We start from the raw sequence: 26,889 nt of genomic DNA, 5'->3' as shown, positions 1-26,889 counted from the left end.
TATATTTATTTCTCAATCGCACAACTCAGATCTGACTTTCCGCCAGTTGCTGACGACTATTCCACGACGTGACCAGACGAAGAAGAACCACACTTATGAGCAGGAGCACTGCTCCAATCATGACTAACATCCAAGGACCAATCAGCAGCATGCCACTGGCTTGACCAGCGACTAAGGCGATGAGGGGAAGGACAATTAATCCGCCGAGTTGATAGGCTTCCTGGAACCCACGGACCTTGGCCGAGATCAGGACGTTTAATAAAATGACCATAAGACTGCAAGCGGGAACAACCCACACGACAAGTATGATCCAGTTCAGATTGGGAAACATCAACGTTCCAAACATGGGGTACATCAGAATATTGGCAATGATTCCATAGATCAGGAAAGTAACCCAGGATAATAGAATGGAAGGGATCAGGGCAGCTAGCACTTTGCCTTTAAAAAGAGTGTCCATACTTATCGGTGTGAACAACAATCCTTCCAGCGTCTTACGTTCCTTCTCACCAGCGAAACTATTGGCCGTCAGAATACTGGAGGCCATTACCGGAATGATGAGAAACAAGGGAGCGAACATATACATGGCCAAGTAATAGACAATACGATGATTATCTGTAGGCATGGAAGCAAGCTGAGGAATCTGTCCACCATGGGTTAACGCATCCAATGATTCGAGTAGAAAGCTGATGTTGCCCAGAGAACGAAGTTCCATTCTGGAGGCCGCCCACAGAAGGGCGGAGGGCATGATGATTCCAATAATCAGTGGAACGATCAACATGGGCAACCAGAGCTGAATGCTGGCTGTGACGGACCGGATATCTTTACGTACCAGTGCACGTATGGCTTGGCGGTTATTCATAGTGGTGTGCCTCCCTTATGGCAAAATAGATACTTTCCAGATCACTGCCCGTGATGCGGGCCTGATAGACTTGACCATGCTGCGTTAATTGTCTTAGCAGTAATGGAATATCTTCACGCGATGTAAGCTGAAATACTGCTTGATGTGCGGAGATTATTTCAGGTGTAAAGTCGGTTGCCGTGTGCCATCCTTCTGGCATGTCGGCTTCTACTTCGAGCTTCGGAGTGGACAGGTACCGGTTAACAATCTCCTGTTCCGTGCCTTCCTCCACGATGCGCCCCTTTTCCATGAAAATATAATGATCACAGACGGCTGACAGTTGGGACAGCACATGGGATGAGACCAGGATTGTCATCTTTTCTTCCTTATTTAACTGACGGATAATGCGTAGCACCATCTGAATTCCATCCGGATCCAGGCCATTGGTGGGCTCATCCAGAAACAGGATGGAAGGACGGTGCAAGAGTACTCGTGCAAGGCCCAAGCGTTTCTTCATGCCTGTGCTATAGGTGCCGACTTTTCGATGCTGATAATCCTGCAACTCGAACAGATTTACAAGCTCGTCGATTCGTTTCTTGGCATGATTCAGGCCAAAAACATCTGCGAAGAAAGTCAGATTGTCACGCCCGCTCATATTTTCATATAATCCACTTTGCTCGGTAAGAGTGCCACACATGGCCAGTACTTTCTCTGCCTCACAAGCGGCGTCCAATCCGTTAATGGTTACCTGTCCACTGGAAGCGCCCAAAACCCCATTCATGATACGGATCAGTGTAGTTTTGCCCGAACCGTTGGGTCCAATCAACCCGGTGACACTGCCTTGTTTAACTGTGATACTGACATCATGCAGTGCTTGATGCACCTTGAATTGCTTGGATATGTTACGTACTTCGATCATGTATATTCACCGTCCGATCTGAGTTTGGAGATTATACGTGTGGTAGGCTGATATCGTTCAAATGGACGACAAAAAAGATATTTTCCTCCTTCAATAGTCCCGAATGGAGGATGCACATTTACCCTGAAGTCTGCCTGAAATCGGGTCTCAGGTTTGTTTTCACTCTGTCTTGTAACATGTATCCTTATTTTAGGGTAGAACATCCGTTTCATTGCTATTCATAACGTGGTAATGAAAGATAAGGCCTTACGTCTCATGAATGCCTGAAATATGCATATAACGCCGGTCTTGGTTATCCAGGGCCGGCTTGACGTGATGTTTTGGCGTGCCTGTCACGGGGAACGTCTGTTTCTAACGATTACATAATGAATTCGTCTAACACATCCATATGAATACATCGTATGGGTACATATTGTGTTTGGACGTAGAGGAAGGTGAGTGAGTCATGACAGCATCCAATGAATATCGTTTTCAAGTGAACCTGAGCGGGATGATCCAGATTTTATCCAACCATCTATATAGCAGTCCTAAAGTGTTCTTGCGAGAACTGATGCAGAATGCGACGGATGCGATTACCGCACGAACGGAGGCGGAGTCAGGGTATCAGGGTGAAGTGCGTGTTGAACTGACGGGAACAGGTGAGCAATTGACCATGATGGTGGAGGACAACGGCATCGGTTTGACTGAAGCTGACATCCATGAATTCCTGGCGATGATTGGACAATCCTCGAAGAGGGGGCAGCAAGCGCTGCTGGATGGAGAGACTTCCTTTATCGGGCGTTTCGGGATTGGGTTGTTATCCTGTTTCATGGTGAGTCACGAAATTGTCATGCTGACGCAATCCGCGAAGGGTGGACCTTCGATGGAGTGGCGGGGCAAGCCGGATGGCACCTATACGATTCGACAGTTGGACACACAGCTGTCCCCGGGCACGAAAGTATATCTGCGCTGCACACCAGACGCGGCTCACTACTTTGAAGCAGATTATGTGAAAGAGGCCCTGTTCTATTATGGAGCGTTATTGCCGTATCCGGTCACGCTGTATCATGACGGCGCGCAACATGTGGTGAATAGCGAGACACCGATCTGGCTAATGGACCCTGCACTCGCACGTTCACGCAGAGCGGAGGTATTGGCTTTTGGTGAACGTCTGCTTGGCGAGCAGTTCCAGGATTTCATTCCGTTGACGACAGCTTCAGGCCGTACCGGTGGTATTGCTTTTGTGCTGCCACACGCGGTTAATCTGAATGCCAAGCGTTCTCATCGGGTTTACTTGAAGCGAATGCTGATTTCGGAGAAGGCTGAGAACATTTTGCCAGAGTGGACTTTCTTCGTGAAATGCCTGATCTGGACAGATGAGCTTCAACCGACGGCATCACGAGAACATTTTTATGAAAATGAAAAGCTGGAGGAAGTTCGCTCCGAACTCGGAGACGCACTTCGCAAGGGACTGGCCGACATGGCTGAGAGCCAGACGGAACGGCTTCAGAAGCTGATTCGTCTGCATGCTCTGTCCATGAAGGCATTGGCTGTGCAGGATCAAGCATTCTACGCAATGATTCATCGCTGGTTGCCATTTGAGAGTACGAGGGGTCACCGTGAACTGGGTGAGTTAATTGATGAAGGAGAGACATTATATTTCACGTCCTCTGTTGATGAGTACCGTCAGATTCATCATGTAGCTTCCGCACAATCGATGCTGGTAATTAACGGTGGTTATATCTATGACAGCGATTTGATGGCGACACTGCCGATGACCGTGCACAACGTACACACGGAGCGGCTACAGCCGGATCAGGTCTCGATGAGTTTCACCGATGTGCCACCCGCTGAGCGTAATCAGTATTATGATGCGTTGCGACTGGCCGATTCTGCCTTACAGCGCTTCCGTTGTCGGGCTGAGGTGAAAGGTTTTAAACCTTCGGATCTGCCGGTGTTGTTCACGCTGTCTCAGGAATCCTCAACACTTCGTGCGCTTGAAAAAGCAAGCGAGGAGAGCACGGAATTGTTCTCGTCTGTTCTGGGTTCATTGTCTTCTGGCATGAGTTCAGCAGGGTACTCAACTTTGTATTTGAACGTGAGTAATCCGATCATTCAGAGGGTACTGACATCACCGGATGACCAGATGACGCCGATTGCCATCGAAATGTTATACGTCAATGCACTGATGATGGGGCATTATGCCATGAGCAAGCAGGAGCTTGAAGTGTTAAATCAGGGCATTGTTCGTTTTATTGATTGGGGTTTGCGTGCCAATACAGATCGTAAGGGAGATGCCTGATGAAGACAGAGATGGATTTTGAAGAACTGATGGACGAGGCCTATGGTTTGCCCAATGGTCCGGCGAAGCTTGGTATGCTGGAGGAAGCGGCAAGAGTTGCCGATGTGAACGGCATGGAGGAAGAGGCATATGAAGCAAGATCGGAGATTGTGGAGACAGCAACATTCTGTGGTTATCCAATGAAAGCACTGATTGCTTTTTCCTGGCAGCTGGGCAAGTTCGACCAACAGCCCGAAGAATATGATGAAGAAACGTTAATGTGGTCGTACAAATGGATATTGGGCAAGATGCCCGACTTTCCGGAAATATCACGCGAGAAGATCCTGGAGCTGTTGGAGGATTTCGGACGGCGTTTCAAGTCCTACGGTTACAGCGAACGCTCCTACTGGTATTATCGGTTCCGGATCTTTATGGATTTTGGGGAGCTGGAGGAAGCGGGACGCAGTTATGATCGATTCAGAACGATGGATCGTGACTTTATGAGTGACTGCGAAGCCTGTGAGCAGGATGAGATTATGCGATATTTCTTGTTAAAAGGAGACGATGAGAAGGTGTTGGTGGCGGCACAGCCTATCCTGAAAGGGCGTATGAGCTGTGCGGAGATTCCCCATCTGACTTTATCTGAAATTTTGATGCCGCTATATCGACTGGGACGGACTGCGGAAGCAGATAAACATCAGACCAAGGGATATCGCCTGATCAAAGGCCAGAACGATTTTGTGCAGAGTTTTGCGGAGCAGATGGATTATCTCGCACGTACGAACCCGGCAAAAGGCATAGATGTGCTGGAGGAAACACTGGTGTTTGCTGCTGATCATGAAGATCCTTACGCCAAAATGTTGTTTTATGCCAGAGCGGCATCGTTGCTTCGCCGCTGGGCGGAAGAATCTCCAGAATACCGATTGCGTTTGCCAGCATCCTTCCCGTATGAAGGTGATCCAGGCGACCTGCTCAAGTTGGCCGATTACTTTGCGGAGCATGCTCAGACCGCTGCAGCCAAGTTTGATCAGCGCAACGGGAACCTCCATGTAACTTCGTTGATTGAATAGAGACGGATATAACTTAGTGACAGATTGCTATAATAAGTTATGAAAAGTAACGAAACAGGCTTGTTCGAGAAGGATTGTATCCTTCTGAACAAGCCTGTTTTTTTCTTGCATCATAAGCATGATCAATCTAATCGGTATGAAGATGTTTTATTTTTATTGTGCTGAAGTCACAGAAGGGACCGGCGCTGGTACAGGAACCGGCGCAGTTTCAGATGTCTCATCTGCAGGCTCAGCTCCTTCAGCAGGTTCTGCTTGTGGCTGCTGAGCAGCCATCAGTTCAGCGACGATTTGATCTGTTGGTTGGGTAAGCAGCGCATACATGATCGCAGCCTCTTCCTGACGAATCAGAGGTTTGCGGGAAAGGAAATCAACAGAACCATCCTCCATTACCTTCACCTCGGGTCCATGGATACCAAGCTTCGCCATCATCTGAATGGCTGGTACAGCCCATGCATCTGTGTGCCCCGCAAGTTTCACATCATTGAACAGTTCGCTAGGATATTGTAGTTGCATAATTCTCCACATCATGACCATTGCTTCCTGTCGGATAATCACTTGATCCGGCTTAAATTGCTGTTCGTCCGTGCCAGTAATCATACCCAACTCATATCCGAGTTGAATATATCCGGCTGCTGCATGATCTGCCCAGTCGGTGCCAGCAGGAGGCGTAGTTTTGCTGGGCTTCAATCCACTCAGTTTAAGGGTGTTCTCAATAAATTCAGCTCGTGTCACACCTGTTTTTGGTTGGAAAGACTTGTTGCCATCATTCTCATAATATCCAAGAGATTGTATGGCATAGATGGCTTCGGCATAAGGACTGTTCTCACGAACATCCCGGAAGCCCATAGGCTTTTGACCTTTTTTCTCATAACCCATAGGGTTGAGGTAAGGTTCTTTCATGTATGTGGTTCCATCTGCATATTCTTTGAATGCTGTGAATTGACCAGTCAATTCATCTTTGAAGAGATTATCTTCCACCTGAATCAGGTTGCGTTGACCCAGGAATACATCGTTAATGCTCAGTTGTCCTGGCTTATCCCCGCCACCTTTCAAGGAACTTACAATCGTGCTAAGTCGAATATCTGCGTACAATCCTGTGAAGCGTTGCAGCTCAGCTGCGGATTGCGGCGTGTATTCCTTGAACTGTACAGGCTCTGCATATTCCGGGAAGAAGCTCTGGATGAATGCAGGGTAGAACAGGTTACGAAGTGCTCCATTTTGATTATACGTCAGGAAAACGCCTGTATTTTGCTCGGGAATAAGGAAGAGATAAGAGCTGAATCCGGTCAGGTCGCCTCCTTTTGTAATAACTTTTGGACTACTTCCTGCTCCGGGAAGCTGAAATGCAGCTTCGAATCCATACGTCGTGTTTGGTAACAGTGGATGAATGGAAGAACGGTACTGTTCCATACTTTTTACCGTGGATTCCTTGAAAATTCGCTTGTTGTCCTTCACGCCATCATTCAGGAACGCAATCATGAACTTCCCGATGTCCTCAGCGGTAGACAACATGCCACCTTGAGGCATTGGTGTTGGAGAGATGGTGTAAAGATCAAGCGGATTGTGTGCCGCATCATAGCCCGTGGCCAGCTGCTTTTGGAACTTTTTGTCCAGCATGAAACTGCTATTATCCATTCCTAGCGGTTTGAAGATATGTTGTTGCATGTAGGATTCAAAGGGCTCGCCGCTTACATTCTCAACAATCATGCCAAGCAGCAAAAACGAGAAATTATCGTACATATAGGCGCTACCAGGCTCGCGAACGACAGGAGGCATGTGTTGCTTAGCGTAATCCTCCATCGCTATGTACTTGTCGAAATCAGTATGGATGTCTTCCTGCTGCGGATCACGAATCTCGAATCCGGTCGTGTGTGTGAGCAGGTTCTCCACAGTTACAGGTTTGTCAAAAGGATTATCGAATTCGAGCCCTTTCACATAGGTCTGAAAATCAGCTTGCAGATCAACCTTGCCTTGCTCCACTAGCTGCATTACAGCAGCTGACGTGAATGTTTTGGATACAGAGGCTACACGGAAGGCCGTATTTTTCGGATCGATCGCTGTTTTACTCTCCACATCGGAGAAGCCATATCCTTTTTCCGCCAGAACTTTGCCATCCTTCACAACAACAACGGAGGCTCCCACATAATGGGGTTTTGCCTCAGGTGAATCGAAGAATGAATCCAGAAAAGCTGTAGCCGATTCAGTTGTCAGCGCTTTCGTCTTTCCTTGTTCAGCAGCTACTGGAGTCGCGGTCTCCGCCTGAACTGCGGGTACCCACAGACTGAGAGACAGAACCGCAGCCATAAAAACTCCTGTTAGGGAGGTGAACCTGAAACGGGTCTTTCGTTTGGATAAATGCATGCAAACACTCCTTTATGAAAATATTTACAAAATAGTTACCTACTCATGTATTACTGATTACTCGCACGATAGGTTTCACGATAATAGATTCCAATGTTGGCAATCCAGATCACAGAGAGCATCACAATTGGGAATGGAGCAAAGGTAAAGAGCATCGAATATAGAACCATAGAGACCATTCCAACACCAAGAAGTACATTCATCATCTGAAAAGAACGATAGGCTGCGCGATAGACAATCCATTTCTCGCCTTCATCCAGCTTCTCAAAATGATCCTTCTTCATGTTGCGCGAGTTCAGATCCAGAGTGCGCTCAGGATAATAACGGTTGTATCGCTTCACAGTCAGAGTTTGCACGACCACAACGATGATAATAGAGATACACGAAGCAACAAAATTCAAGAGGTTGAACAGTTCTGGAGAATTCGGCATGGTTCGGTTGGATGCATACAAGGACAAGGCAAGTGCTGCCCAGGTAAACGTAAGAATAACGCTGAATCCGCTGAGGATCATCGCTTTTCCGAGGGAGCGCTCTGCGGGTGAGATGAGTGAATCGGAATCTCCATAAGCATCATCTTCCATGGGAGGGAGAGATGGCGTGCGGGAGAGACTGAAGATGTTCCACACCGTCATAACTACCACCAGAGCCGCCAGGATTGCGAATAAAAGATCATAGTCATAATACACGGACAGCGTCCAGTTCAAGTCAGAAGGGAGTTTACTCACTCCGCTAGCGCCGAGAAAACCAACTACAGCGCCACCGGCTGCATACAAGGGAAGACGCAACCGCTTTTTAATGGACGAGGATGATGAATTTTTCATTTTAATCTCCACCTTTCAGTTCAAATATTTTTTCGACAGGTTCACGAAATACATGTGCTATTTTTAGTGCCAGAACGACCGACGGAGAGTAATCTCCACGCTCAATCAGGGCAATGGTTTGACGGGATGCACCAATGAGTTTGGCCAGTTCTGCTTGGGATATCCGGTCTCTGGCTCGTAACTCCCGAACGTGATTGTGTAATTCTTCCACTTGCTCACCTCCATGAACCCAATGTACATGATATTTGACTAAATGTAAACTATAATATACAAAATGTTAAAGATCATTTACTTCTAAATGTTGATAATGGACATGAAAAAGAGAGCCAGTTGGGCTCCCTTGGATGATTATTTTGTTGTCGGAAAAATTGCCTGAAAAGTGAAATCAAGATGCATCTGCACACGGCAGATGTTGATTTTGTTCCTCTGCCTTCCGAAGTAACATTCGGAAAAAGATGAGCGCTCCAAGCCCCATCAGGATATACAGACCAGCCATCGCATAGGAGGGCAGAAAGGCTCCAATGGTTAACCCGAGACTGCCGAGAAGGGCAGCAGCGTTGTAACTCAACCCGTCAGCAGCCATATAGGCAGCACGGTCCGAATCTGGAATCATGCCTGCGAGCATGACCTGACGAACAGGGGCGTACATCAATTCTCCAATCGTTAGCAATATAGCGGATGAGATGAGTAACCAGGCCCAGTTGCTGAAAGCAAGTACGGTGAAACCTGCGGTATAGAGGAGCATACCAACAGTCATAATAGATCGGGACTGGAAGCGACCTATCCATCTGGTGAATGGAATGGCAACCAAGGCAACCATTACGGTGTTGATGACCATGATCAGGCTGAACATATGCAGACCTGAGATATCTGAGCCGAACAGTTGGGCGGTGAATTCATTTTTTAGACGAACAGCGATGTATTTATCCAACTGAAATTCCAGGGAGACTGCAAGTACAGTGGCCGTGAAAAATATCATGAAACGTTTGTCCTGAAAGACCGCCCCGTACGTTTTCAATATGTTCTTCTGGATGGGAGCCTCACCATAATCTAATGCGCGTTTATCCATTGTTTCACGAATCATAAAGATCAAAATAAACAGGGTAGCTAGGCTTTCAAGGCATACCAGACTGAACAATAGGAAACGAAATGATTCGAAAAATAGCCCGCCCATCAGTGCACCAAAAGTTACAGCAACGTTTGTTGTCCAATATTGCAACCCATATACATAATGACGTTCATGTTCACTGCTCACGTCGACAATCATGGCATTAGCAATCGGCACGGTGATCCCTGAACTGAGACTGCTGAGCAGAAACATGAGGCAAGTGACGATGATTGAATCCATCCACGGCGAATTGGCGATGGCCAAGCCGAGTAGAGCCATGACTTGGAGACTTTGTGCGATCACCATTAATTTATTTCGTCCAATTCGGTCAGACCAATATCCTGCCCACAATCCCACAATCATGGAAGCGACAATATTGACCGTCAGCAATAACCCCGCCAAACCTGCGCCAATCTGAATACTCAGATAGATCGCCATGAATGGAATGATGGACTTCTGGGTCAGATCGGTGAAAAAATCAGTAATGATACGTATCCTGATGTTCGGGTGCAAATCGGCGTATTTCATAAATCGTTGTTCTTCCTTCCCACTGGTCATGTTGATGTTACTGAGTATAATGGAGGAAAACCTGAAGAAAAACTGTAGAAGCATCCGGATGGATTTCGTATTTTAGCAGAAGGTAGGGTATATATGGACGTATCAGAACATTACATTCAACTGCGATTAAACTTTCCACATGTACATGATGAACAAGAAGTACTTACAACGGTAGGTGAACTTGCCGATCTTTTATGTTGTACCATGCGCAATATGAACCTCATTATGAACAAATTCAAGGAGAACGGATGGGTCAGGTGGAACCCGCAACGCGGAAGAGGCAAAAAATCGATGCTGGTATTTTGTGTCCCGTTGCTTGAAGTGGCGCGTGAACGGTTTGACCATCTCCTGGATGGGAACAGGATGGAGGATGCCTATGAACTGGCCACCACCTTGCCAATTACGATGAGAGAACATCTGATGCAGCAAATGCAGCATCAATTTGGTCTGCGTTCGAATGGAGGGGACAGAGGACGAGTGGATACATTGCGGATTCCACGGAATATCCCTTTTAAGACATTGGATCCCACGCAGACGGCCATGTGGGGAGAAGTTTTTATTGTTGCGGAGGTTTTTGATCGTTTGGTTCGTTATAATGCTGAACACCAGGTCTGTGAACCGAGTCTGGCTGTGGCATGGGAGAGTCATTCAGAGGGGAGCGAATGGACCTTTTATCTGCACAAAGGTATACCCTTTCATCATGGCAGAATATTGGATTCAGAGGACGTGAAGTTTACCTTTGATCGCATTATCTCTGACAATAGTAACCCGTGCAGGCCTCTGTTTGGATCTATTGAGCGCATAGAGACGTTGGACGAATTGACTGTACGTTTTGTGTTAAACAAGCCTAACTTCATGTTCCCGGATCTGATGAGTAGTATGTCTGCATCGATCTTGCCGAGAGATGTGGAGATGAATCCGCTCCATCCGATTGGAACAGGACCTTATCGGTTGACACGTCATGATTCCAAGCTGCTTGTGTTGGAAGTATTCCCTTCCTACTTCCGAGGCCGAGCCTATATTGACCGCGTTGAAATATGGCAACTTCCCCATTCTGGGAGGGTGGAGTCCGTCATCAAGCATAATATATTTCCGGATGCGGAGCCTCGTGCCGTGCAACATGAGATGCAGGGTGGCATGTATATGACGTTTAATATGCAAAAGGAAGGGCCGCAGCATGATTTGAATTTTCGCCGGGCTGTTCAACAGCTATTGAATGCGCAGGAGTTGTCGCAAGCGCTCGGAAGCACGAACACGCAGGCTGCCTATAGTCTGATTCGAGGACGAGTACAGCAACCTTTAAAGGTGGGTTCAGATCAAGGGGAGCCAGGGAAACAGCAATCGGAACAACCGGATGGTTCGGTCACACCTGTACCTGACCTTTCCGTGGAGACCTCACTGGCGCGGGCCTCAGCATTATTGCGTCATAGCTCTTACCAAGGGCAGAGTTTAAGTCTGTGGGTTGAAGAAGGAGAGAAGATGGAGACAGATATGGTCTGGTTTGCAGAGAGATGTAAACAGATTGGCCTACATATTAACATTATGCCGGGAGATCCGGTCCACGCAGTCTATCAAGATGGGTTTGGGGATTGTGATCTGATCTATACAGGAGAAATCTTCAATGATCATGTCGTGCTGAGTCTCGTGACGATGTACACCTTCCAGAACACGTTATTCCTGATTGCGATGAATGATTACTGGAGACATGAACTGGAACAGGAATGTGGACGAGTGGTCATGATCCAGGAACCTGCGGAGCGGTTGAATAGATTGATTCGGCTAGAAGATCGACTGATTCAGGAGGCATTGCTTCTGCCCACATACAGCTTCAAGGAAGAACACGCCCATCATGATTCACTGAGAGATTATCGTCTTGCGGGGTATGGTCTGCCTGATCTGCGCAGATTGTGGGTGAAGAGAAGCCCTGGGGCCGCTGAAGAGGATACGAGTTATCCGGTGTATATTCCGTTGTGGTAGGATTAGCTGCCACAACGGAAATGAATCAGGCGTTTCTATATAAATTGAACTAAACATTTATACAAAACGGAGAGGACAGAAATAACCTGAGGAAGCAGAGCGTTCGCCTTTATCCCCGGATTTTCACTTTATGAAAAGAAATCAAAAAAATCTGGGGATAACAGCGATCAGAAGGTTGTTCTGTCATCGGAGTGACCAGTGTAAATATATTCATTAGTTCAATTTATATAGTTTCAGATCATTTACGAAACCCTGATGAATTCAATAGGCTTTGTACCCGGTTCAAGCAACAAAGGAATGGAGATGGATTGAGCAACTTCTGAAGATTCATTGAGGGTAAACGTATACGTGATCTTCAGACCGAATAACACAAATTCGACGGAAAACGTATCTTTCCCGGTGTATTCCATGGGCATTTCAATGGCGTTAAAGGTTGCTTGCAACCCGTCCGTTGTCTCTTGAATCGACATCTCGCCATAACCAGGATGCGTGTAAATACCCGCATAAGCGGTGTAAGGGCGATCACAAGGTATGATGTGAGGTTCTTCAATATTTTCCTCAACGGCAGTCTCTGCTTCAATAGGCACTTCCAGAGGATTCTCCGGATTAGCCTCCGTTTCTGTTGATTCTTTCCCCATTAATTTTCTCAATTTGAAACTCCAATTGACGGGCTCTAATCCAAGCAGTCGGTCCATGATATGAAAAGCAACCGTATAGGGAATTATACTTCCGTTGGTATTACTCAGAACCACGATTCCAATCTGCTCCTCTGGCAAAAAGGCAACTTGTGATGCAAAGCCATCAATAGCCCCACCATGATGAATCATGGCATGTCCACGATAAGGCTCAATCATCCAACCCAGACCATATGTACTCATAGGCAGTTCTTGGCTTATAAACGGCGAATCACTGGGCATCTGAGGACTATGCATAATCTTCATCTGTTCCTTAGATATCAATGACGTTCCTTCCCATTGACCTTGATGCAACTGGAATTGAAGCCATGCAATCATATCGATTAGATTGCTGTTAATGGAACCAGCAGGTCCTATGGCATCAATGGCTCGAAAAGGTATTCTCGTATTCTGACCATCCTTCTCCATATAAGGGTAAGCATAGTCAGGCTGAAGTTGCATTTTTTCAACAGAGAACAGACTTGAGTTCATACCCAGCGGATTAAATAGAGTCTTCTGAACCATCTGCTCCCACGAAGTTTCATTGAGCTGTCCAACCAGATAACCTGCCGTCATGTACATCAGGTTCTGATACTGCCATTTGTTTCGGAAATCCTGATTTGGCTCCAGATACTGTAATGTTCGAACAAGTTCTTCTCTTGTACGCGGGGAGTTGTACCATACCAACTCATGCCTTGGAAGACCCGAACGATGACACAGCATGTCGCGAATAGTTATACGTTCTGTTGCGACCGGATCAAACATCTGGAAGTCTTTCATATACGACTTCACAGGGGTATCCCAGTCCAGTATCCCCTGATCCACAAGCAGAGCAGCAGTTGCTGCGGTAAAGGCTTTGGTACTTGAACCGATGGCAAACAACGTATTAGGGGTAACTTCAAGTTTGGACTCCAGGTCACGATAACCGTAGCCTTTTTGCCAGACGACTTCATCCTTATGGACCACCGCCACCGCTGTGCCGACACCATTCCATAATTGAAGCTGCTCGTCGATGAATTCATCCAGTCCTTCCAGTGATGTGCGAAGCTTTGTTGTCGTCATACCTTTTCCTCCTAATATTCAATAAAAAGAATAATCTCCTACAATTCACTATGCCTTTTCTGGATAAAGTTAACATCCTCCCTGAGACTGATTTTGCGTAGCAATGCCGTATTAACGGACTTCACCGATTGCTTGTCAAACTAGTCCGCATATATCGAACAAGTCCCTCATAACATGTACTAATCAAGTAGGGGTTCTGCTGCAAGCACAATCCTGAAGTGAAAACATGTGCTAAAGGGGATGATGTCATGCGCCGAATATCATGGATGCTTGCCATGGTATTGGTCTTATCGGTCTTGCTTGCCGCCTGCGGGAAGAAGGATGCGGCAGCTGTGGTCAAAGATCTGAACGAAGTCGTAGGAGAGATGGAAAGTTACCAGGGGGCAGGCGTGATGACGCTGCATACCGGAGATACGCCGCAGCAGTACAAGGTCGAGGTATGGCATCAGAAGCCTTCCTATTATCGTATTGCGTTAACGAATGCCAAAAAGGATGTAACACAGATTGTACTGCGTAACGATGAAGGCGTGTTTGTTTTGACACCGAGCCAGAACAAAAGCTTCCGTTTTCAGAGCAATTGGCCAGATAATCAAGGACAGGTATATCTCTATGAAACATTGATTCGGAGCATTACGGGGGATACAACCCGTCAGTTTGCGGATGAGAAGGAGAGCTATGTTTTTGATGTAGCTGCCAATTATAATACACATGCACTCGTCAGACAGAAGATCTGGCTGAACAAAAGTGATTACGCACCGAAACAGGTTGAGGTATCCGACTCCAATGCCAATGTGGTCGTGGATGTGAAGTTTGATTCCTTCAAATTTGGTGCTGCATTTGAGAAAGACGCCTTTGACATGCAACGTAACATGACAGCAGCTACAAAAGAGGGCGGCCAAACAGGAACGGATTCTGGTGTAACTCCTGCGGAGCAAACAGGTGAGGGCGGTAAAGAACCTGCCAATCCTCAGACTGCGCCTGAACCTGATGGAGCCGTTACTGATGGACAGTCGGGTGTAGGTGGTGACACAGAGCAGCAAGGTACAGAAGGTGCTGCAACAGGTCAGGAAGGCGAAGAGCCGACACTTGCAGAACCGGAAGGGGCAGACAGCTTCGGCGTGATTCAGCCGACCTATGCGCCGGAAGGCGTGCAGCTCAAGGACGATCAGATTCTGGAAGAAGCGGGAGACTATTCGGTTATGCTTCGTTATGAAGGAACATATAATTACACGATATTCGAAGCCAGACCGCAGGATCGAGCCGTATCGCTTGCTCCATCCAGTGTAGTGGATCTTGGATTCACACTGGGGATGATCAGCGGAGATGCGTTGCAGACACTGACATGGATGACAGATGGTATAGAATATCGGATCACCAGTGCAGACCTGCCTCAGAACGAAATGGTACGCATTGCAACTTCGATGCAGGAAGAGTCAGGTAAATGATTTTTGAACAAATGAACGAATAGTAGCATAAACATAAGGAATGCTAAGAAGCATCGGAGACCCGTTCTCCGGTGCTTTGCTTTGATGTAAGACAGGTATTCATCTGGCGCCGTTTTTCTTACTCAATACACTCAATAATGCAAAATACGCTTCTACGCAGAGGGAACCGGGTAAATAATCGATATAAGCAGATTTTGCTGGGGTGGGAAAGTGGAATTTAGCCCTGCCAATCTCGCTTATTGGTCTTCTTCTGTGTTCGCATTTGTTCCTCAAACGGCGCACCTTACATCTGTTTTTGAATGCGAAACTTCGGTTCATTTGACAGTCACATGCTGGAGCATTACGATGGAGTCTGACGTGAGCCGGATTAAGATGATTAGAGAAGGTGACTTAACGTGCAAGGACAATATCGGCCGACCCAAGCGGACATCAATTTGGATCATTTGTGTACTAACGTAGAAGCTTTCCGCGAGGCATTGCCTCAGGGCATGAAATTCCTCGCCTGTGTGAAGGCCAATGCCTATGGACACGGAGCGGTGGAGACGGCTAGAGAACTGGAACGAGTGGGTGTGGATTACTTAAGTGTGGCTTTTCTTGACGAAGCTCTGGAACTGCGACAACATGGGATTACGATTCCAATTCTGGTATTGGGTTATACGCCGCCTGAAGGGATCGCTGTTGCATGGCAACATGATGTGACCGTCACACTGTTCAGCAGGGAAGTGCTTGACGCCATTCGACATCTGGATGCGAGCACATTCGCTAACCAACTGAAGGTTCATATTAAAATCGACAGCGGCATGGGCCGATTAGGTCTGTTGCCTGGCGATGAGGCATTGGCTTTCATTCAGGAAGTAGCTTCGCTCAATCAGGTGATGCTGGAAGGCATGTTTACCCATTTTGCCAGAGCAGATGAAGAAGACAAAACCTATACACTGGAGCAGTATAGACGGTTCCAAGGCGTGGTTCATGCGCTCAGGGATCAGGGATGTTCCATCCCGATTATACATACGGCGAACAGCGCCGCTGCCATTGATACACCGGAATTGTCCTATGACATGGTACGTGTGGGAATAAGCCTGTACGGACTGTATCCTTCGGCTGAGGTGAATCATCAGGTGGTGAAGCTGTCCCCGGTATTGACGCTGAAGACAAAAGCGGTTCTGGTCAAAACACTGCCACCCCATTGGGGGATCAGTTACGGAACCCGTTATTTTACGCAAGGTTACGAACGAATAGCGACCCTGCCGATCGGATATGCAGACGGATTCTCCAGAATGCTGACAGGTAAAGCACAAGTGCTTGTACGCGGCCGCCGCGTCCCTGTCGTCGGTACGATCTGCATGGATCAGTGTATGGTGTCGTTACAATCTTTCGCGGAAGAGGCGGAAGAAATTCAAGTCGGCGAAGAGGTTGTCCTCATCGGTCATCAGTCTGGTGGCGTAATAACCGCAGACGAGGTGGCAATCCAGCTCGGTACGATTGCTTATGAGGTGATCTGCATGATGGCGCACCGTATTCCGCGGGTATATACCCGCGGGGGAGCAGTAGTCGCCAGAATCAATCCACTTTTGACATCCTGATAGTTAAACTGGACGTCATTACCAATAAACTTTTTTTCAGAACAGAAGGAAAACTGTCGGAGCATCTCGAATTATGTATGACGGTAAGGATTTAATTCCTGAATTGAGATGTTTGGTCTGTACGAATATTGTTCCCCGTGTTTATAATGGAGTACAGCATACTTGATATACTCGGGGCATATATATTCCTTTGTATAAAAGTTCTGGAAAAACGTAATACTGGTTCACAATGGCGAAAGGTTTGTGGGGGTGGAAGAAAGGTGGCCAACTTGCAGAACACCAAGCGGATCATGATCAGTTTACCTGATTATCTTTTGCAGGAAGTGGATGGCATCGTAGCGCTGGAGAATTCCAACCGCAGCGAATTGATTAGGCAGGCTATGAAGCTGTATTTAACGGAGCGTAAGAAACGTTACATCCGTGAAACGATGCAGCGAGGGTACATGGAGATGGCAAAAATTAATCTGACCATGGCATCCGAAGCCTTTCATGCGGAGGAAGATGCGGACAGCACTCTGGACCGCTTAGTTAGCGGGGTGTAGACATTGATCGTAAAACGTGGTGACGTTTTTTTTGCGGATCTTTCTCCCGTTGTCGGTTCCGAGCAAGGTGGAGTCAGGCCGGTTCTGGTGATCCAGAATGATATCGGCAACCGGTTCAGTCCAACTTGTATTGTGGCGGCTATCACCGCCCAAATCCAGAAGGCAAAGCTGCCAACGCATGTTGAAATTGATGCGGCGGCACATGGCTTTGACCGGGACTCGGTTATTTTGCTCGAACAAATACGGACGATTGATAAACAGAGGTTGACTGACAAGATTACCCATCTGGACGAGGAGACCATGAAATTGGTCAACGAAGCCTTACAGATCAGCCTTGGTTTAATCGATTTTTAAGGCAGCAACCAGCGTCTTGTATGCTGCACTGCCGTCCGTTGGCAATGGATGTTCCCGTAAGGGAACACACTGAATTCAGACTGTAACCAAAAGAGCGTATGACATCCTTCGGGCTGTTATGCGCTCTTTTGATTAAAGCTTGATGAAAGCGTAGAACATTGGCGATCTTTTCGCTATAATGAAACCTGAGAAACCGTTTACCCGAAAGACCTATATATAGAGGTGGAGGAGACATATGAGCATTTACATCAATCAAGAGAAACTTCAATTTCATTTACAGACCCGTGAGGCCAGTTACGTATTTCAGGTACTGCCTTCAGGATATTTGGTGCATTTGTATTATGGCAAAAAATTACGCGACACAGGTCTGAGCTGGTTGCATGTACGGACAGAACGAGCATCTTTCAGCCCGAACCCGGTACCAGAGGACCGTACAATTTCATTTGATACATTGGCAGTGGAACTACCCGTGTATGGCACGAGTGATTTCCGTAATCCGGCTATCCAACTGGAACTTGAGAATGGCTCGACGGTTTCGGAGTTTACGTATACAGGCCATCGATTGGTCAAAGGAAAGGCAGCGCTTACCGGACTGCCAGCGACGTATGTTGAATCCGATGATGAAGCAGAGACGCTGGTTATTGAGTTGGAAGACCGCGTTGCAGGCATCAAAATCGAGCTTTCCTATACAGCCTTTACGGCATTTAATGCAATTACACGCTCCATGCGTATCGTTAATGAGAGCGCTACCTCAGTGAATGTGGTGCGTGCGCTCAGTTCATCTGTTGATTTTCCGCATGCAGATTATGAATTGTTGCAATTGTCAGGTGCATGGACACGGGAACGTGATATCGTTCGCAGACCGCTTGCGTCAGGCCTGCAAGGGATTGAGAGCCGTCGCGGTTCAAGCAGTCACCAGCAGAATCCTTTTATTGCGCTGATGACACCAGGCACGGATGAAGACCATGGTGAAGTTTACGGATTCAGTCTCGTCTATAGCGGTAGCTTCACTGCGCAGGCTGAAGTGGATCAGTTCCACACCACCCGTGTGTCACTCGGAATCAATCCGTTCGAGTTCAGCTGGAAGCTGGAGCCGCAAGAAACGTTCCAGACACCTGAGACGGTTATGGTGTACTCGGCTGCAGGTTTGGACGGCATGTCACAGTCCTACCACGAATTGTATCGGGAGCGTCTTGCGCGTGGTAAGTTCCGTAATGCGGAACGTCCGGTTCTGGTCAATAACTGGGAAGCAACCTACTTTGGATTCAATGCGGACAAGATTGAACAGATCGCTCGTGCTGGACAGAAGCTGGGCATTGAGCTGTTTGTCTTGGATGATGGCTGGTTTGGACATCGGGACAGTGACAACTCCTCGCTGGGCGACTGGATTGTAGATAAGAACAAATTGCCACAGGGACTGGATGATCTGGCTAACCGCGTAACAGGTTTGGACATGCAGTTCGGATTATGGTTTGAGCCTGAGATGATCTCACCAGACAGTGAGCTGTACCGAGCGCACCCGGACTGGTGTCTGCATGTGCCAGATCGTCGCCGGACAGAAGGACGTCAACAACTGGTACTCGACTTCTCTCGTCAGGATGTACGTGATGAGATTGTGCGGATGTTAACAGACGTACTTGGTTCTGCACCAATCACTTATGTGAAATGGGACATGAACCGCAATATGACGGAAGTGGGTTCTGCGTTGCTTCCGGCAGATAGACAGCGTGAGACCGCACATCGTTACATGCTCGGACTGTATGACGTTATGGAACGAATCACTTCGGCGTTCCCGAACATTCTCTTCGAAAGCTGTTCAGGTGGTGGTGGCCGCTTCGATCCAGGTATGCTGTATTACATGCCACAGACGTGGACAAGTGATAACACGGATGCTATATCCCGCCTGCGGATTCAATACGGTACGAGTCTTGTATACCCGGTAAGTTCGATGGGATCGCATATCTCAGCGGTACCGAATCATCAGGTCAACCGGATCACTTCGCTTGAGATTCGGGGACATGTTGCGATGTCGGGCAACTTTGGGTACGAGCTGGACCTGACAAAATTCACGGAGGAAGAGAACGACATCGTGAAAGCCCAGGTTGAGCTGTACAAGGAGATTCGTGGAACGGTTCAATATGGAACATTCCGCCGTTTGCTCAGTCCGTTTGAAGGCAATGAGACGGCGTGGATGTTTATTGCACCGGACGGAAGCGAAGCTGTTGTATTCTACTTCCGTGTGCTCTCTGAGCCCAATGCGCCACTTCAGCGCCTGAAGCTGAAAGGATTGGACCCTAATGCGGATTACCGTCTGAAAGGCGGATCAGAGACCTTTACCGGCGATGCCCTCATGTATGGCGGTATTTCGGTAGGCAGCACATCAGGAGACTATCTGAGCGAAATGTTCCGGTTCGAGCGCGTCTAGATAAGTGAACTACATTTTATTTACATTGATGCTACGATGACAGAACAACCTTCCAATCGCTGTTATCCCCAGATTTTTTGATTCCCTTTTCTCAAAGGGAAAATCCGGGGATAAAGGCGAACGCTTTGCTTTTTCAGGTTTTTTCTGTCCTCTCCGTTATTGTGTAAATGAGCAGTTTCACTTATTAGATTGCTATTTTATTTAAAGCTTTAAAAAAAAGGAAAGACCGAGGAGCGTCGTGATGACGATTTTCGGTCTTTTTTTGACGTAATGGGGAAGGCTGGAGGATGACATCATTCTGTCAGAACTTGTATGCTTGCGGATTGATGGAAATCTGGACGTGATTCTGTGATAATATAGGGTAGAGTGGAAGAAACAAATGGTTCAACTATACTGTAATTACAGCAGCAAAGCTGCCCTGAAATGATTGTAACGAACGATTCAGGAAGGAAAGAGGGATTTATTTTGTCTGAACAGGAAACGGTTCTGGAACCCAATGAAGAAACAATAAAGGCAGAACGCCATGAACGAATCATCAAACAGGTAGCCAAGGAACTGTCACTGTCCTTGAAGCAGGTCCGCACAACGTCGGAGCTTCTGGACGAAGGCAATACGATTCCATTTATCGCCCGCTACCGTAAAGAAATGACTGGAGAGCTGGATGAGAACCAGCTGCGATCGATTGAAGAACGCATTGTTTATCTGCGCAATCTTGAGGATCGCAAATTGGAAGTCATCCGTATTATAGAGGAACAGGGCAAACTGACCGGAGAACTGAAGCAATCCATTACGCAGGCTGTGAAGCTGCAGGAAGTGGAAGATCTCTATCGACCTTACCGTCAGAAGCGGAAAACGCGTGCCAGTGTGGCCAAGGAAAAAGGTCTTGAGCCCCTTGCTGTATGGATCTGGGGTCAACCGAAACAAGGAGATGCACTCCAGGAAGCTGCGAAATATATCAATGCTGAACTGGGTGTAGAAGATGCGGAGTCGGCGCTTCAGGGAGCCAAAGATATTCTCGCAGAGAACATCGCAGATGATGCTGCCATTCGTGCCTGGATTCGTCGATACACCTTGGATCACGGGATGCTGACTTCCGAAGCGAAGGATGCTCAAGAGGAGTCCGTGTACGAGAATTATTATGATTACCGCGAATTGGCCAAAAAGATGCCTCCACACCGTATTCTCGCGATTAATCGCGGTGAACGTGAGAGTATTCTGAAAGTCGGCCTGGACGTACAGGCAGAACCGGCCCATCGCCATATGGAAGGACAGATCATTCGTGGTGCTTCTGCCGTGCAGGATATCCTGCGTGATGTGATTGAAGATGCATACAAGCGGCTGATTGCGCCTTCCATCGAGCGTGAAGTTCGTGGAGAGCTCACGGAAAAGGGTGAAAATCAGGCCATATCGGTATTCTCGGCCAATCTGCGTAACCTGTTACTTCAACCGCCGATTCATGGCAAACGTGTGCTGGGTGTCGATCCGGCCTATCGTACCGGTTGTAAACTGGCTGTAGTAGATGATACGGGCAAACTGCTGGAAGTGGCTGTGACCTACCCAACGCCACCACACAACAAGAAACGTGAAGCTGCCGAAGTATTCCATCGCATGATCAAGCAATATGATATCGGACTGATCGTCATTGGTAATGGTACCGGATCACGTGAGACGGAGCAGTTTGTTGCCGAGATCATTCAGGAGAACGGTGATGAAAGTCTTGTGTATCTGATTGTTAACGAAGCAGGCGCGAGTGTATATTCTGCATCCAAGCTGGCCCAGGAAGAGTTCCCGGATCTGGATGTTGCGGAGCGCAGTGCAGCTTCCATTGCTCGCCGGGTACAAGACCCGCTGGCGGAGTTGGTTAAGATTGATCCAAAAGCCATTGGCGTGGGTCAATATCAGCATGACGTATCCCAGAAGATTCTCGAAGAAAGCCTGAAGGCTGTCGTGGAATCCGCAGTTAACCATGTGGGTGTGGATGTGAATACAGCATCACCTTCGTTGCTGTCATATGTTGCCGGAGTTAACGCTACGATTGCCAAAAACATTGTGAAGTACCGTGAAGAAAATGGCCGGTTTACGAACCGCCGTCAGCTTCAGAAGGTGCCACGTCTGGGTGCGAAGACTTATGAACAGTGCGTAGGATTTATGCGTATTGGTGAGGGAGAGAACCCGCTGGACCGTACACCTATTCACCCTGAGTCTTACAAGGTAGTGGATCAGCTGTTCAAGGAGCTTCAGGTTGCACTGGACAAGCTGGGCAGCAAGGAACTGTCGGTATTACTGTCAGAGCAACAGCCAGAACAATTGGCTGTGAAACTGGACGTAGGTGTGCCTACATTGCGTGACATTCTGGACAGCTTGCAGCGTCCGGGGCGTGACCCGCGTGAAGAAATGCCGTTGCCAATCTTCCGTACAGATGTATTGAAAATTGAGGATCTGGTGGAAGGCATGGAGCTGCAAGGTACGGTTCGGAACGTTATTGATTTTGGTGCCTTTGTTGATATTGGGATCAAGAGTGATGGGCTTGTCCATATTTCACAGCTCAGCAACGGGTATGTTAAACATCCGATGGACGTTGTGTCTGTCGGGGATAATGTAACGGTCTGGGTTATGAGTGTGGATACCAAAAAAGGCCGTGTCGGCCTTACGATGAAGAAGCCTGCTTCTGCGCAACAGTCTTCTTAAATAGTAGGATTGGAGAACAGCCTTCCCTAACCAGGAAGGCTGTTTGTTGTCGACAGTAATAGTCCCGTTATCCGTTCTAATTCCTCTAGTAAGTACGGTGGGCAATATGTGCATTTTCTTAAAGTGCGTGTTCAAAGGGCCATCCTTCGTAATCCAATGCAGACTTTTATGAACAACCTCTTAAAGTTCGTTCTCCGCGCTGCGTGGTGTGCCATTTGCTGGTTTGTTACGATAAAAGAACCAGCATTCGTTCAGCAACTTGATTTGCCGGCTGTCCTTTTTGTGAAATGCACGCATCAGTTGATTGCAAAGCCATTGAGGCAAGGGTATCTCCTCCTCTTGCATAATTCATCTGTACGTTAGCATATGTGGCAATAGCCTGGACTGTGCGGGATAAGTGGAGGCCTCCGGCAAATCAATCTGGTTCACTCAAAAAAAAGCACAAATCCCAATTCAGGGAAATGTGCTTTTCGTTCTCATCATTATAAAATGATAACTGTGGTGAATTAGAGAGCTTCCATCTCTTCTTCATACCATTGTTCCAATTGGGCCTGAAGAGCTCGGATTTCGGTAAGCAGAGAAATCAAGGGATAATGGCTTTCACGTAATACTGCAAAAGATTCTTCAAGCGCATTGATATAATCAAGGCCACCGATGATAGTAAGATTTTCGTTTAGGAGATCGAGGCTGTCACATTCGGCGATCGCCCAAGGCAGGACAGGGACATCTGCTGCAGTGAGTTTATCAATTTCCTTGTGCAGGCGCAGGTTGAGCGCACTGAGTTGATAGGCGTAATCTGCGGGCATTTCCACGAACTGCAAGTGTTGTTCCTGCTGCAGGATGACATAGCGCATTGTAGGCATAACGAGTAATAATCTCCCCTCATACATTCTACTTGACAGTGTAGCCTACGAAACGGTTAAAATTCAAGTATTATACCGGAAAAACAAATGCTCCGAGGGGGTGCAAGGAGAGGATATCGATGGAAAATGAGGAATTGCAACAATGGATTGAACAGGTATCACTGGATCATTTCGGAGTGCCGTTCACCCATGAAGCGTTGTTTAACAGTCGCCTGACCACGACGGGGGGGCGTTATATGCTGAAAAGTCACCGGATTGAGATCAATCCGCATCAACTCGAAGCCTATGGGCGAGATGAGGTTGAGAAAATCATCAAGCATGAGCTGTGTCACTATCATCTGCATATTCGTGGGCGCGGCTATCAGCATCGTGATCCGGAATTCAAGGCTTTATTACAGAAGGTTGGTGGCTCGCGTTACTGCCAATCACTTCCTGACGGCAAAGGCAGAAAGCCGCTGCCATATCGTTATAAGCTGGTGTGCAAGAGCTGTGGTACGGAATATTTGCGCAAGCGGAAAATAGATCCGAAGCGTTATCGTTGTGGTCGTTGCGCGGGAAAACTGGGGCTTCAGAATATCTGATGTGCGTATCGTTCAATGTATTAAAGAAAGTGATGGAAGGGATGTTGACTTGGATTATTAATCATGATAGATTAATCTTATTCAAGTTAATTTTCCCTGATAGCTCAGTTGGTAGAGCACTCGACTGTTAATCGAGTTGTCACAGGTTCGAGCCCTGTTCGGGGAGCCATTTCTTGGAGAGATACCCAAGTGGCTATAAGGGGACCCTCTGCTAAGGGGTTAGACTGCGTAAGCGGTGCGAGGGTTCGAATCCCTCTCTCTCCGTTCTGAATTAAACTTCTCTGCAAAGGGATGAGAACCCTAAAGGTTCATCGGAGCATAAGCTTCGTTAGCAATACTTCGCAGTCTCGAACGAAGTGAGAGTACTCCTCTTTCTCCGTTCTGATTGCACAAAAAATCCTCTTCACATTAGACCGGTTAACGGTCAGTGTGAAGGGGATTTTTTGCGTTTACTGATCTTTGCTTATCCCTGGTGTACGCTTCAGCCTAAAGTGAAATGCTCAACATCTCGTATAAACCTTTCTTGCCTGCTTCCGTTACTTCGACAGAGCGACTTCCTGTTTTTTGACGAATCCAGTCCAGTTCCGCTAACCGATGTCTGAGTTGTTCCCCAAGCATACCTGAGAGATGATGACGGCGTTCGCTCCAATCCAGACATTTGCGAGCGATGGCACGGCGTGATCCCGGCTTCATCTGAAGTTCAATTCCAAACGTAGTGAACCACTGTATTCCTTTCTCTGTAACTTGATAATCTTTGCTGTGTGCCTCTTCGGGCTCTGAAAGATACCCCTTCTGTACTAAGGCTTCACAGAGCGAGATTCCCAATTTCCCGGCCAGATGACCATAACAGGTCCGTGCATGACTCAGTTGTTGAAGCTGATCGGATTGTTTGAGAGAGCGGATCTGTACAGGCGGGGCAATACTGGCCATGCTTTCAATCAGATTAGCAATTTCTTTGTTTGCAAGACGGTAGTATCGATGGCGTCCTTGTTGTTCAACTTCGAGTAATCCTCCCTCTACGAGTTTAGCTAGATGGCTGCTTGCCGTCTGGGGAGTGACACTTGCCATATGAGCAAGCTCTCCTGCAGGCAACGCACGGCCATCCAGTAAGGATGACAGAAAAATAGCGCGGCTTGGATCAGCGATTAACGACGCAATAACAGTAATATTCGGATATACATTCATACTTCGATCATACCTGAACTATTACTGTATTACAATCGAGTTGTATCGTCCCATAGGGGTCAGATTGAGCTTATAAATTATTGGAATGGGAACAGGAGAGGTACAGGATGAAAAAGATAACGAAACAGGACTTTGCTACAGAGCAGTTGTCCGCGAGTCCAGAAGTGATTCAACATGAGACGATTAATCCCAGTATTTTATATTATGGTACGCCTGTAGTGCTGCTAAGCACATTAAATGAGGATGGATCAACCAACCTGTCACCATTATCCTCGTCTTGGGCACTGGGGGATTGTCTGGTTCTCGGTCTAGGGACACACGGCAAAGCCTATGAAAATCTGAGTCGACACCCGGAGTGTGTAATTAATCTGCCGGATGCGACCATGTGGAAACAGGTTGAGGCATTGGGTCGTTATACGGGAGTCACCCCGGTTCCTGAGGAGAAAAGGAAGATGGGCTATGAATATTGTCATGATAAATTCACTGTAGCTGGACTGACATCTGAATGCTCGGTTCAGGTGGCTCCAGATAAAATAGTTGAATGTCCGCTCCAGGTTGAAGCAGCTGTACAACACATACGTATTCCCGAACATACACCGTTCATGGCGATTGTTGAAGTGAAAGCGTTGAAGGTGCACGCACACACCAGACTAATATCTGGACCGAACAAGATTAATCCGGAGGAATGGCATCCGCTGATATATAATTTCAGACATTATTTCGGATTGGGCAAGAGACAAGGGGAAAATTTCCGGGCAGAGAATTGACCTGAGTAGAAGTTCTTTATTAGTCATGTAAAGATTGGGTAATAGTAAAGATAGACTCATGTAAGCATATACATAATGAAAGAGGTGATGTGCATGGAAGTGGAATATTTGATGCGTGTACTCATAGCTGGAATATGTGGTGTGCTAATCGGATATGAGCGCAAGAATCGAATGAAAGAAGCGGGAATCCGTACTCATTTTGTGGTCGCCGTTGGTGCTGCCCTGATGATGATTGTATCGAAATACGGATTCCAGGATCAGGCTGGCTGGGACAATCTGTCCCTTGACCCTTCAAGGATCGCTGCACAAGTTGTTAGCGGTGTGGGGTTCATTGGCGCTGGCATGATCTTCACACAGCGTCACACGGTCAGGGGATTGACCACAGCAGCTGGCATATGGGCTACGGCAGGTATGGGACTTGCTGTGGGTTCAGGTCTGTATTGGACGGGTGCGGGCGTGACACTGCTTATTGTCGTGGCACAGATGTTACTGCATAGACCTACACGCTGGCTGGTATCCGCTCGAACAGAGACGTTAACCATCCATCTGCAAAATGAGGGAGAGGCCCTGAAGACTGTTTTGGCACTGCTGGGACAGGAGAAGATCTCGGTCATCGGATTTAAGACTGAACAGCAAACAAGCACAGACTCCGTGGAAGAGACTGTGCTTGAGTTCACGTTGCAACTACCGGGTTCATACCGGGGCGAGCAACTGATTATTTTGTTACAGGACGTGCCTCACGTTCGATCTTCGGAGTTAAAATGAAGAGAACCTGCATGGATCAACAGGTGATCATGCAGGTTCAGTA

22 protein-coding genes and 2 tRNA genes are annotated in these 26,889 nt (G+C 47.4%); 14 read left to right on the top strand and 10 right to left on the bottom strand.

What is annotated here, in order from left to right; genetic code table 11:
• Window positions 1–25 precede the first annotated feature (25 nt).
• Both MKY28_RS19095 and MKY28_RS19090 read right to left on the bottom strand, forming a co-directional pair.
• Window positions 26–859, bottom strand: coding sequence for an ABC transporter permease subunit (locus MKY28_RS19095; RefSeq protein WP_047842007.1), 834 nt, complete (start codon window positions 857–859; stop codon window positions 26–28).
• Complete coding sequence (locus MKY28_RS19090) at window positions 852–1,757, bottom strand: ABC transporter ATP-binding protein (protein WP_340936656.1); 906 nt, start codon at window positions 1,755–1,757, stop codon at window positions 852–854. Before MKY28_RS19090 ends, MKY28_RS19095 begins: the two co-directional genes overlap by 8 nt.
• A 445-nt stretch (window positions 1,758–2,202) precedes the next feature.
• Between MKY28_RS19090 and MKY28_RS19085 the strand changes: the two genes are divergently transcribed.
• Complete coding sequence (locus MKY28_RS19085) at window positions 2,203–4,038, top strand: HSP90 family protein (RefSeq protein WP_340936654.1); 1,836 nt, start codon at window positions 2,203–2,205, stop codon at window positions 4,036–4,038.
• Entirely contained in the window at window positions 4,038–5,087 is a 1,050-nt protein-coding gene (locus MKY28_RS19080) for a hypothetical protein (RefSeq protein WP_340019585.1), read from the top strand. The genes MKY28_RS19085 and MKY28_RS19080 overlap by 1 nt, the downstream gene beginning before the upstream one ends.
• A 153-nt stretch (window positions 5,088–5,240) precedes the next feature.
• Here MKY28_RS19080 and MKY28_RS19075 read toward each other — a convergent pair whose 3' ends face one another.
• The 4 genes from MKY28_RS19075 to MKY28_RS19060 form a co-directional block, all read right to left on the bottom strand.
• Window positions 5,241–7,448 (bottom strand): serine hydrolase, encoded by a 2,208-nt coding sequence (locus MKY28_RS19075; protein ID WP_340936652.1) that lies wholly within the window; start codon window positions 7,446–7,448, stop codon window positions 5,241–5,243.
• 50 nt (window positions 7,449–7,498) lie between these two features.
• A complete protein-coding gene (locus MKY28_RS19070; protein ID WP_036669035.1) occupies window positions 7,499–8,269 on the bottom strand; it encodes a DUF3169 family protein in 771 nt (256 codons plus the stop codon).
• A 1-nt stretch (window position 8,270) separates the two neighbouring features.
• A complete protein-coding gene (locus MKY28_RS19065) occupies window positions 8,271–8,480 on the bottom strand; it encodes a helix-turn-helix transcriptional regulator (protein ID WP_036669037.1) in 210 nt (69 codons plus the stop codon).
• A gap of 174 nt (window positions 8,481–8,654) precedes the next feature.
• The gene (locus tag MKY28_RS19060; protein ID WP_340936651.1) at window positions 8,655–9,905 is read right to left on the bottom strand and encodes an MFS transporter; all 1,251 of its coding nucleotides are present in this window, start codon (window positions 9,903–9,905) and stop codon (window positions 8,655–8,657) included.
• A 123-nt stretch (window positions 9,906–10,028) separates the two neighbouring features.
• Here MKY28_RS19060 and MKY28_RS19055 point away from each other — a divergent pair, with 123 nt between their 5' ends.
• On the top strand, window positions 10,029–11,912 hold the full coding sequence (locus MKY28_RS19055) for an ABC transporter substrate-binding protein (protein WP_340936650.1): 1,884 nt from the start codon (window positions 10,029–10,031) through the stop codon (window positions 11,910–11,912).
• A 242-nt stretch (window positions 11,913–12,154) separates the two neighbouring features.
• Here MKY28_RS19055 and MKY28_RS19050 read toward each other — a convergent pair whose 3' ends face one another.
• Window positions 12,155–13,648, bottom strand: coding sequence for a serine hydrolase (locus MKY28_RS19050; RefSeq protein ID WP_253506386.1), 1,494 nt, complete (start codon window positions 13,646–13,648; stop codon window positions 12,155–12,157).
• A gap of 248 nt (window positions 13,649–13,896) precedes the next feature.
• On the opposite strand from MKY28_RS19050, the gene MKY28_RS19045 reads away from it, so the two are divergent.
• The 6 genes from MKY28_RS19045 to MKY28_RS19020 all read left to right on the top strand — a co-directional run bounded on the left by MKY28_RS19045 (window position 13,897) and on the right by MKY28_RS19020 (window position 22,685).
• Window positions 13,897–15,093 carry a DUF4367 domain-containing protein gene (locus MKY28_RS19045; RefSeq protein ID WP_340936649.1) on the top strand — a complete coding sequence of 399 codons (1,197 nt, stop codon included), beginning with the start codon at window positions 13,897–13,899 and terminating at the stop codon, window positions 15,091–15,093.
• A gap of 395 nt (window positions 15,094–15,488) precedes the next feature.
• Window positions 15,489–16,676, top strand: coding sequence for an alanine racemase (gene alr, locus MKY28_RS19040; RefSeq protein WP_340936648.1), 1,188 nt, complete (start codon window positions 15,489–15,491; stop codon window positions 16,674–16,676).
• 260 nt (window positions 16,677–16,936) lie between these two features.
• Window positions 16,937–17,218, top strand: coding sequence for a CopG family ribbon-helix-helix protein (locus tag MKY28_RS19035; protein WP_017690037.1), 282 nt, complete (start codon window positions 16,937–16,939; stop codon window positions 17,216–17,218).
• A gap of 3 nt (window positions 17,219–17,221) precedes the next feature.
• Window positions 17,222–17,572 (top strand): type II toxin-antitoxin system PemK/MazF family toxin, encoded by a 351-nt coding sequence (locus MKY28_RS19030; RefSeq protein ID WP_024630714.1) that lies wholly within the window; start codon window positions 17,222–17,224, stop codon window positions 17,570–17,572.
• A gap of 235 nt (window positions 17,573–17,807) precedes the next feature.
• Window positions 17,808–19,997, top strand: coding sequence for an alpha-galactosidase (locus tag MKY28_RS19025; RefSeq protein ID WP_340936647.1), 2,190 nt, complete (start codon window positions 17,808–17,810; stop codon window positions 19,995–19,997).
• 465 nt (window positions 19,998–20,462) lie between these two features.
• The gene (locus MKY28_RS19020) at window positions 20,463–22,685 is read left to right on the top strand and encodes a Tex family protein (RefSeq protein ID WP_253506395.1); all 2,223 of its coding nucleotides are present in this window, start codon (window positions 20,463–20,465) and stop codon (window positions 22,683–22,685) included.
• Between the two features lie 180 nt (window positions 22,686–22,865).
• Here the strand turns inward: MKY28_RS19020 and cmpA are convergent, their stop codons facing one another.
• Together cmpA and MKY28_RS19010 are read right to left on the bottom strand one after the other, a co-directional pair.
• A complete protein-coding gene (gene cmpA / locus MKY28_RS19015; protein WP_017690033.1) occupies window positions 22,866–23,009 on the bottom strand; it encodes a cortex morphogenetic protein CmpA in 144 nt (47 codons plus the stop codon).
• 182 nt (window positions 23,010–23,191) lie between these two features.
• Entirely contained in the window at window positions 23,192–23,548 is a 357-nt protein-coding gene (locus MKY28_RS19010; protein ID WP_047842018.1) for a hypothetical protein, read from the bottom strand.
• A 119-nt stretch (window positions 23,549–23,667) separates the two neighbouring features.
• Here MKY28_RS19010 and MKY28_RS19005 point away from each other — a divergent pair, with 119 nt between their 5' ends.
• From MKY28_RS19005 to MKY28_RS18995, 3 genes are all read left to right on the top strand, one after another.
• The gene (locus tag MKY28_RS19005) at window positions 23,668–24,129 is read left to right on the top strand and encodes a SprT family protein (protein WP_036669054.1); all 462 of its coding nucleotides are present in this window, start codon (window positions 23,668–23,670) and stop codon (window positions 24,127–24,129) included.
• A gap of 93 nt (window positions 24,130–24,222) precedes the next feature.
• Window positions 24,223–24,298, top strand: a tRNA-Asn gene (locus MKY28_RS19000).
• Window positions 24,299–24,304: 6 nt separating this feature from the next.
• Window positions 24,305–24,393: transfer RNA gene (locus tag MKY28_RS18995), tRNA-Ser, on the top strand.
• A gap of 222 nt (window positions 24,394–24,615) precedes the next feature.
• On the opposite strand, the gene MKY28_RS18990 is transcribed toward MKY28_RS18995, so the two are convergent.
• Complete coding sequence (locus MKY28_RS18990; protein WP_076251524.1) at window positions 24,616–25,314, bottom strand: ArsR/SmtB family transcription factor; 699 nt, start codon at window positions 25,312–25,314, stop codon at window positions 24,616–24,618.
• Window positions 25,315–25,421: 107 nt separating this feature from the next.
• Here MKY28_RS18990 and MKY28_RS18985 point away from each other — a divergent pair, with 107 nt between their 5' ends.
• A complete protein-coding gene (locus tag MKY28_RS18985) occupies window positions 25,422–26,081 on the top strand; it encodes a flavin reductase family protein (RefSeq protein ID WP_076251526.1) in 660 nt (219 codons plus the stop codon).
• Between the two features lie 93 nt (window positions 26,082–26,174).
• Entirely contained in the window at window positions 26,175–26,846 is a 672-nt protein-coding gene (locus tag MKY28_RS18980; RefSeq protein WP_051447186.1) for an MgtC/SapB family protein, read from the top strand.
• Window positions 26,847–26,889: the final 43 nt, after the last annotated feature.

Origin of the sequence: Paenibacillus sp. FSL R5-0473, from assembly GCF_038004565.1 — a bacterium.
In the GTDB taxonomy this organism is placed as follows: Bacteria; Bacillota; Bacilli; order Paenibacillales; family Paenibacillaceae; genus Paenibacillus; species Paenibacillus amylolyticus.
This window is presented reverse-complemented; position numbering and strand designations above follow the sequence as displayed.

Bases quoted from the DNA above. Each gene is read 5' to 3' on its own strand.
- MKY28_RS19085 (WP_340936654.1), top strand. From the start codon at position 2,203: ATGACAGCATCCAATGAATATCGTTTTCAAGTGAACCTGAGCGGGATG.
- MKY28_RS18990 (WP_076251524.1), bottom strand. From the start codon at position 25,314: ATGAATGTATATCCGAATATTACTGTTATTGCGTCGTTAATCGCTGAT.
- MKY28_RS19050 (WP_253506386.1), bottom strand. From the start codon at position 13,648: ATGACGACAACAAAGCTTCGCACATCACTGGAAGGACTGGATGAATTC.
- MKY28_RS19010 (WP_047842018.1), bottom strand. From the start codon at position 23,548: ATGCCTACAATGCGCTATGTCATCCTGCAGCAGGAACAACACTTGCAG.
- MKY28_RS19090 (WP_340936656.1), bottom strand. From the start codon at position 1,757: ATGATCGAAGTACGTAACATATCCAAGCAATTCAAGGTGCATCAAGCA.
- MKY28_RS19060 (WP_340936651.1), bottom strand. From the start codon at position 9,905: ATGAAATACGCCGATTTGCACCCGAACATCAGGATACGTATCATTACT.
- MKY28_RS19095 (WP_047842007.1), bottom strand. From the start codon at position 859: ATGAATAACCGCCAAGCCATACGTGCACTGGTACGTAAAGATATCCGG.
- MKY28_RS19045 (WP_340936649.1), top strand. From the start codon at position 13,897: ATGCGCCGAATATCATGGATGCTTGCCATGGTATTGGTCTTATCGGTC.
- MKY28_RS19055 (WP_340936650.1), top strand. From the start codon at position 10,029: ATGGACGTATCAGAACATTACATTCAACTGCGATTAAACTTTCCACAT.
- MKY28_RS19075 (WP_340936652.1), bottom strand. From the start codon at position 7,448: ATGCATTTATCCAAACGAAAGACCCGTTTCAGGTTCACCTCCCTAACA.
- MKY28_RS19080 (WP_340019585.1), top strand. From the start codon at position 4,038: ATGAAGACAGAGATGGATTTTGAAGAACTGATGGACGAGGCCTATGGT.
- MKY28_RS19070 (WP_036669035.1), bottom strand. From the start codon at position 8,269: ATGAAAAATTCATCATCCTCGTCCATTAAAAAGCGGTTGCGTCTTCCC.
- MKY28_RS18980 (WP_051447186.1), top strand. From the start codon at position 26,175: ATGGAAGTGGAATATTTGATGCGTGTACTCATAGCTGGAATATGTGGT.
- MKY28_RS19025 (WP_340936647.1), top strand. From the start codon at position 17,808: ATGAGCATTTACATCAATCAAGAGAAACTTCAATTTCATTTACAGACC.
- MKY28_RS18985 (WP_076251526.1), top strand. From the start codon at position 25,422: ATGAAAAAGATAACGAAACAGGACTTTGCTACAGAGCAGTTGTCCGCG.
- MKY28_RS19005 (WP_036669054.1), top strand. From the start codon at position 23,668: ATGGAAAATGAGGAATTGCAACAATGGATTGAACAGGTATCACTGGAT.